Raw genomic sequence first — 6,844 nt, forward strand, 5'->3', positions numbered from 1 at the left:
CTGGTTAAGTTTAGGCCAAATTGAATTTATTAAACAATGGATAATAAAAGGTGCCGTAAAAACAGGCAGTGTTGTTGATGAAAGTTTGCTGGATAATACAACTGTTTGCTCTCAACCTTTTATTCCTTTAGATCCGCCTGCTGCTGCCGATGGCTTTCAACTTAAAATAGATTCTTTTACCGTAAACTCCAATACAGAAAGAGAAGTTTTTGTAAGAAGGAACACGACTAATACTTCTGCCGTTTATGTAAATAAGTTTGTATTACGTGGAAGGCCGAACAGCCATCATTTTGTTTTATATGGTTTTCAAAACACCACAAGTTTACCTGCTGTAAATGCTTTACGGGATTTGTATAATTCAGATGGTACTATAAATGCCAACACCTTTATACACATGCAAAACCATATTTTTTTAGGTGGTGGTACCGATGTAAATGCTACTTACACTTTCCCAACAGGAGTGGCTTTAAAAATTCCGGCAAATACTTCTTTAGATTTAAATGCACATTATTTTAATAAACAAACTTCCGGCTTAACGGGCGAAAATTTTATTAATCTTTACACAGTACCCCAGGCAGCAGTTGTTAAAGAAGCCAAAAGCATAAACTTTGCTAACCTTAATTTTTCTATTCCTGCAAACCAGCGTAAAACCATCACCACCAATTTTACTTTTGCCAATGCAGTAACTGTTATAATGCTCACTTCGCATTTTCATAAAATGGGAGAAAAATTTGTAATTAAAATTTTAGGTGGCCCAAGAAACGGAGAAACAGTTTATGAAAATACCGACTGGCAACATCCGCTGGCACTAAATCTTACTGCACCCATACAATTAAATGCCGGCGAAGGTTTAACCAGCGTGGTTACTTACAACAATACTTCTAACAAAACGGTGAGTTTTGGTTTAACCAGCGAAGATGAGATGAATATAATTTTTGGTTATTATTATTAATTTTGATTTTACAAATTAAGCAGCATTTAACTTTTTGTATCCTTGCTATTTTTTATTTTCGCTCTATGAAAAAATTATTTTTTATACTGCTTATTCCCTCTTTTTGTTTATCTCAAAAAAAATATGATTATAAAAACCTGGTGCTGGAAGGCGGTGGCGTACGTGGCCTTGCCTATGCCGGCGTATTTAGTGTGCTGGAAGAAAAAGGCATTTTACAACAGATAGAAAAAGTGGGTGGCTCATCTGCAGGTTCTATTGCAGGCATGCTGATAAGTATTGGTTATACAGCTAATGAAATTGACAGCCTTATGATTGAATTACCCATACAAAAATTTAACGATGGCAAAGGAGGGCTGGTGGGAAAATATAAAAGATTTAAAAATGATTTTGGTATTTATAAAGGCAGCACATTTGAAAAATGGCTGCAGCAACTGATAGCATTTAAAACGGGTAATCCCTTGTTAACTTTTACTCAACTGCACCAGCTGCATTTAAATAATAAATTGTATAAAGATTTTTACTGCACCGGCACCAACCTGAGCAAACAGCAATTAGAAATTTTTTCTTACACCCACACACCACAAATGTCCATTGCACTTGCAGTACGAATCAGTGGTGGTGTGCCTTTATATTTTGAACCTGTTGCATTAGATAATAATCTGCAAAAAATAAAAAAGTCAGACAGTGTTTCTTTTATTAATTATTATGTAGATGGCGGTATGCTTTGCAATTATCCAATAAGTATGTTCGACAGTTGCGAAGAAAATAATCTTAATCCGCTTTTGAGCAGTAAAGTAAAATTTAACCCACAAACTATCGGCATAAAATTAGAGCGGCCGCAACAGATAGATTCTTTAAATAACAACAGCATAAAAATTCCTGCTTATACTATTAATAAACTGTCTGATTATATTGCTGCCTTTAGTAACCTTATGATGGAAACCCTCAGCAGAAAATATCCGGGGCTTGAAAATGAAAAAGGCAGAACTATTTATGTAAGCCAGGGCAATATAAGCAGCCGGGTAAAAAAAACAAAGCAGCAGGATAAACTGCTGCTCTATGAAAACGGAATTAATGCCGCCAATTATTTTTTTTCTAAAAAAGATTAATTTTACTCTATTAAAATTTATACGCCGAAACGGAGAAGTATCCGTCATCCGCCAATCCTGCACATTTATTAGCTAAAGAACCATTAAAGTAAATAGTAACAGGAAAGTTTAAATTATAGAAACTTTGAGAACTCATGCCCGGCAATTCTTCTACATGATAAAGTTTAGAGCCGGTTTGCAGATATACACCCCCTGCGCAGGGACCCATTTTTAAATCGGGGCCTGTTAAAGTACCCGAATAAGTAAAGTCATTATTACTTTTAGAGCAGCTAATTAATATAAGGGTGAAAAAAAATAAAATTAAATGTATCTTTTTCATGACTGTTTTTTAAGATGACAATATAAATATCAAAACCGTTGCTTTACCATTTTTGCCCAAACACCTTCCGCAAAATATCCGTAGTTCTTGCAGCAATATTAGTGCGTATATTTTTTTCTTCCTTTGCCACTAAATCAAACAATGCATCAGTGGCTTTAGCAGTAACAAAACTGGCAAGGTCAGGATTTATTTTTCTGAATGTGGTAGGGAAATTATTGTATTTATTAATAGCATCTCCATAATATTTTGTTGCTTCCACTTTATCTAAAGATGCTTTTATAACCGGTAAAAATGCGGCTATTAATTTATCCATAGTTTTCTCTCTGAAAAAATGTGTGGCACTGGTATCACCATTTCTTACTAAACCAATAGCATCCTGCAAAGTCATATTTCTTATAGCATCTGCAAAAATTGGTTTGGCATAACCTGCTGCATCTTCGGCACCACGGTTAATTTGTAAAATAGCTTTATCTACTAAATTATTAAAACCCAAATCACGTAAAGTATTTTCAACTTTTTTAGCATCGGGTGGTAATAAAATTTTGTAGAAGGCGTCTTTAAAAAATCCATCCTGTTTATTTAATTGTAATACTGCACCGGCTAATCCCTGGCTTAACGCCTGTTTAATTCCCTGCCCGGCTTCGGCTTCTGTAATGCCGCCGATGCCTGTTGTTTGGGGTAACTTGTTTAAAACATCGCAACTGACTAATACTATAACACTCATTAATGCAAGTAATAATTTTTTCATTTTTTATACATTTGTTATTTAAATATAAACAAGTATCCTGCCAAGATTAGTTGTATAATGTTACAGACAGCAAATATTGATGATTGGGTTGCATAAAGTATCTTTGCCGCCATTATGAGTACACAACATTTATCAGAGCAGGAAATTATCCGCAGAGAAAAATTAACAGAACTTAACAAATTAGGTATAAATGCTTACCCGGCAGCGTTGTACCCCGTAAACGTAACATCTGGTTATATAAAAGAAAATTATAAAGGAGAAGAAAACAAGGCTGATTTTGCAGATGTATGCATTGCAGGAAGAATAATGAGTGTACGTGATATGGGTAAAGCAAATTTTGCTGTACTGCAGGATGCTGTGGGTAAAATTCAATTTTATATTAAGCAGGATGATATTTGCCCCGGCGATGATAAAACTTTGTATCAAACTGTTTGGAAAAAATTAATTGATATTGGTGATATCATTGGTATTAAAGGTTATGTATTTACTACAAAAACCGGTGAAACCTCTGTGCATGTAAAAGAATTTTCTATTCTTACAAAATCATTACGGCCATTGCCCATTGTTAAAGAAAAAGATGGCGAAGCTTTTGATGAAGTTACTGATCCTGAATTCAGGTACCGCCAGCGGTATGCAGATTTAATTGTTAATCCTGCAGTAAAAGAAACTTTTATTAAGCGAACTAAAATGGTAAATGCCATTCGTGAATTTTTAAATGAACGTGGTGCATTGGAAGTTGATACACCAGTTTTACAAAGTATTCCTGGTGGTGCAGCAGCAAGGCCGTTTACTACACATCACAATGCTTTGGATGTACCCATGTACATGCGTATTGCCAACGAATTATATTTAAAAAGATTGATAGTGGGTGGCTTTGAATGGGTGTATGAATTCAGCAGAAATTTTAGAAACGAAGGTATGGACCGTACCCATAATCCTGAATTTACTGTACTCGAATTTTATGTGGCTTATAAAGATTATGAGTGGATGATGGATACTACGGAACAAATGCTGGAGAAAGCGGCCATTGCAACCAATGGCACCACAAAAGTTTTGGTGGGAGAAAAAGAAATTGATTTTAAAGCGCCATACAAACGTATTACCATGTACGATGCTATTAAAGAACATACGGGTTTTGATATTAGTGAAATGAATGAAGCAGGCATAAGAAATGTTTGCAGTGAATTAAAAATACATGCTGATGAAAAATGGGGCAAGGGGAAATTGATTGATGAAATTTTTGGCGGCAAATGCGAAGGCAATTATATACAGCCCACTTTTATTACTGATTATCCGGTAGAGATGAGTCCGCTTACAAAAAAGCACCGCAGTAAACCCGGCCTTGTGGAGCGATTTGAATTGATGTGTAATGGTAAAGAAATTGCGAATGCTTACAGCGAATTGAATGACCCGATTGAACAACGGGAACGTTTTGAAGAGCAGGTAAAACTAATGGAACGTGGCGATGATGAAGCGATGTTTATTGACCATGATTTTTTACGTGCCTTAGAATATGGTATGCCGCCAACAAGTGGTATTGGTTTTGGCATCGACAGGATTGCAATGCTGTTAACCAATCAGCATAGTATTCAGGATGTGTTGTTCTTTCCGATGATGCGGCCGGAGAATGTTTAATGAAATTTTATAGCAGCTATCAGGTTAAACAATGTATAATAATTATTTAATCCGGCTAAATATTGCAGGTGCTATTTTATTTATTATATTTATTAAACAATTTTTTCTCCTACTTTTTAATTTACTTTATGAAATACATTTTTATTATACTGAGTTATACTTTACTAATTTATAGTTGCAAAAAAAAAGACGAAACTCCGCCAGTTGCTGACAAAAACATTACCAGTTTTAGTTTTACTGCAGCAAGTAATCCAGTTTTAAGTGCAGATGTTACAGCAACAATTGACCAAAATATTAAGGTTATAAACGTTGTATTGCCAGCCGGCATTTCAGTAATCAGTTTAAAAGCCAGTTTTACAGCCTCTGCAAACACTTCAATAACGGTTGCTGGTGTCGCTCAAATTAGCGGCGTTACCATTAATAATTTCACCAATGCAGTTACTTACAACGTAAGTGGCTCCGATAATACAAGCCAGGATTATAAGGTTATAGTAACATCGCCGGTTGTTGTTTTACCAAAAGATATTACGGCCTTTAGTCTTACTGTTGCAAATAACCCTTCATTACCTTCCGATATTATTGGAACAATAGATCAAATAAATAAGACGATCAACCTTGTTTTTCCTGAGAATATCTCTTTAATCGATCTGAAAGCAAATTTTTCAGCGTCACCAAATACCACTACTACTGTTAGAATAAATATTGGCAACGCACCCCAAATTAGTGGTGTTACAAAAAATAATTTCGGTGATCCACTGGTGTACAGGGTTACAGCACAGGATAATACTTTTCAGCTATATGCGGTTAAGGCAGTGGTTACTGTAACTGGCCCGAACGTTTACGTAGCTGGCACCTATATATTTGGTGCTGGCTACTATAAACTTTGGAAAAATGGAGTATCAATTGATCTTACTCCTTTTCCATCAGCAGAGGCGGATATTTATGATATGTTCGTGTCCAACAATAATGATACTTATGTCGTAGGTTATTATCAAAGCAGTTCTAAAAAAGTAGCTATGCTTTGGAAAAACGGCGTGGCTATTTCCTTAACTAATGGGGCTAAGGATGCCTGGGCTTATGGGGTGTATGTTGTTGGAACAGATGTATATGTTGCAGGAAAAGAAGAGAACCCGACAAATAGTACTCAATCCACTGCAATCCTTTGGAAAAACGGCGTTGCTACTAATCTTACTTCAGGATTAACGAATGGTGGGGTTACAGATGTTTTTGCGGTAGGTTCAGATGTGTATGTATGTGGATATGAGGATCTGATGGGGCCCAGGCTTTGGAAAAATGGAGTTACCACCAACTTAATAAGCGCAGGGCAAAACTTTAGAGCAAATGCTGTATTTGTACAAGGTAATGATGTATATGTAGTGGGGTCAGGAATTGATAATATTACATTTCAATATAAAATTGTTTTGTGGAAAAATGGAGTTCCTACGGATATTACCAATCCGTCAACTTATGCTTATGCTACTAGAATGAGTATTTCCGGCTCAGATGTTTATATCCTGGGATATGAAAGTAATGGAGTTGGTTCTCCATATAGGCCAAAGTATTGGAAGAATGGTGTTGCAAATAATATTACAACAACGAATTTAGTTTATGCTTACGATTTTTTTATTTTAGGTAATGATGTATATGTTACGGGGGTGGAAAATGTTGCAATACCCACGACAAGCACCAATAAGCTTGCAAGAGTTTGGAAAAATGGATTACCGTTAATTCTAAATACCACTCACGAAAGTTATGGACAAGCAATTTTTGTAAAATAGTCATTTAGGGACTTTAGGTGATGCTGCTCCAAATAACCCACCCATCATTTTCCCTTTCTCATTTCTTTCAAAAAAACTATCTTGTCAATTCAATTTAAAATGTATTGAATATGATCTATATCGTAAAAAAATGTATTGCACTTTTGGCAATTACAATATCAACTTTTGCTGCAACGGCTCAAAAAAAAGAGCTAACCGATGAACAATTTTTTAAAGGCAATTTTAAAGGAATTACACAGGCATTACCGCAAGCCGGCGCATGGGTAGATGAAAGCCATGTTATAATTCGCAAAGACGGCAAAA

General features: G+C 35.6%; 7 protein-coding genes. 5 read left to right on the forward strand and 2 right to left on the reverse strand.

Features of this window, described 5'->3' with window-relative positions; all coding sequences use genetic code 11:
• Positions 1–952: monooxygenase (locus ACY65O_RS08600; protein ID WP_462220445.1), on the forward strand; the 952-nt coding region annotated here is incomplete at its 5' end.
• Between the two features lie 65 nt (positions 953–1,017).
• Positions 1,018–2,061 carry a patatin-like phospholipase family protein gene (locus tag ACY65O_RS08605; RefSeq protein WP_462220446.1) on the forward strand — a complete coding sequence of 348 codons (1,044 nt, stop codon included), beginning with the start codon at positions 1,018–1,020 and terminating at the stop codon, positions 2,059–2,061.
• A 10-nt stretch (positions 2,062–2,071) separates the two neighbouring features.
• Here ACY65O_RS08605 and ACY65O_RS08610 read toward each other — a convergent pair whose 3' ends face one another.
• Both ACY65O_RS08610 and ACY65O_RS08615 read right to left on the reverse strand, forming a co-directional pair.
• Positions 2,072–2,380, reverse strand: a complete 309-nt coding sequence (locus ACY65O_RS08610) for a hypothetical protein (RefSeq protein WP_462220447.1) — start codon at positions 2,378–2,380, stop codon at positions 2,072–2,074.
• A gap of 43 nt (positions 2,381–2,423) precedes the next feature.
• A complete protein-coding gene (locus ACY65O_RS08615; protein WP_462220448.1) occupies positions 2,424–3,128 on the reverse strand; it encodes a DUF4197 domain-containing protein in 705 nt (234 codons plus the stop codon).
• Between the two features lie 114 nt (positions 3,129–3,242).
• On the opposite strand from ACY65O_RS08615, the gene lysS reads away from it, so the two are divergent.
• From lysS to ACY65O_RS08630, 3 genes are all read left to right on the forward strand, one after another.
• The gene (gene lysS / locus ACY65O_RS08620) at positions 3,243–4,763 is read left to right on the forward strand and encodes a lysine--tRNA ligase (protein WP_462220449.1); all 1,521 of its coding nucleotides are present in this window, start codon (positions 3,243–3,245) and stop codon (positions 4,761–4,763) included.
• 128 nt (positions 4,764–4,891) lie between these two features.
• Positions 4,892–6,541 (forward strand): hypothetical protein, encoded by a 1,650-nt coding sequence (locus ACY65O_RS08625; protein ID WP_462220450.1) that lies wholly within the window; start codon positions 4,892–4,894, stop codon positions 6,539–6,541.
• A gap of 110 nt (positions 6,542–6,651) precedes the next feature.
• Positions 6,652–6,844, forward strand: a 193-nt coding sequence (locus ACY65O_RS08630) for a hypothetical protein (RefSeq protein WP_462220451.1), incomplete at its 3' end; no start/stop codon positions are given.

It is taken from the genome of Ferruginibacter sp., assembly GCF_031430955.1.
In the GTDB taxonomy this organism is placed as follows: Bacteria; Bacteroidota; Bacteroidia; order Chitinophagales; family Chitinophagaceae; genus Ferruginibacter.

Bases quoted from the DNA above. Each gene is read 5' to 3' on its own strand.
- lysS (WP_462220449.1), top strand. From the start codon at position 3,243: ATGAGTACACAACATTTATCAGAGCAGGAAATTATCCGCAGAGAAAAA.
- ACY65O_RS08625 (WP_462220450.1), top strand. From the start codon at position 4,892: ATGAAATACATTTTTATTATACTGAGTTATACTTTACTAATTTATAGT.
- ACY65O_RS08610 (WP_462220447.1), bottom strand. From the start codon at position 2,380: ATGAAAAAGATACATTTAATTTTATTTTTTTTCACCCTTATATTAATT.
- ACY65O_RS08615 (WP_462220448.1), bottom strand. From the start codon at position 3,128: ATGAAAAAATTATTACTTGCATTAATGAGTGTTATAGTATTAGTCAGT.
- ACY65O_RS08605 (WP_462220446.1), top strand. From the start codon at position 1,018: ATGAAAAAATTATTTTTTATACTGCTTATTCCCTCTTTTTGTTTATCT.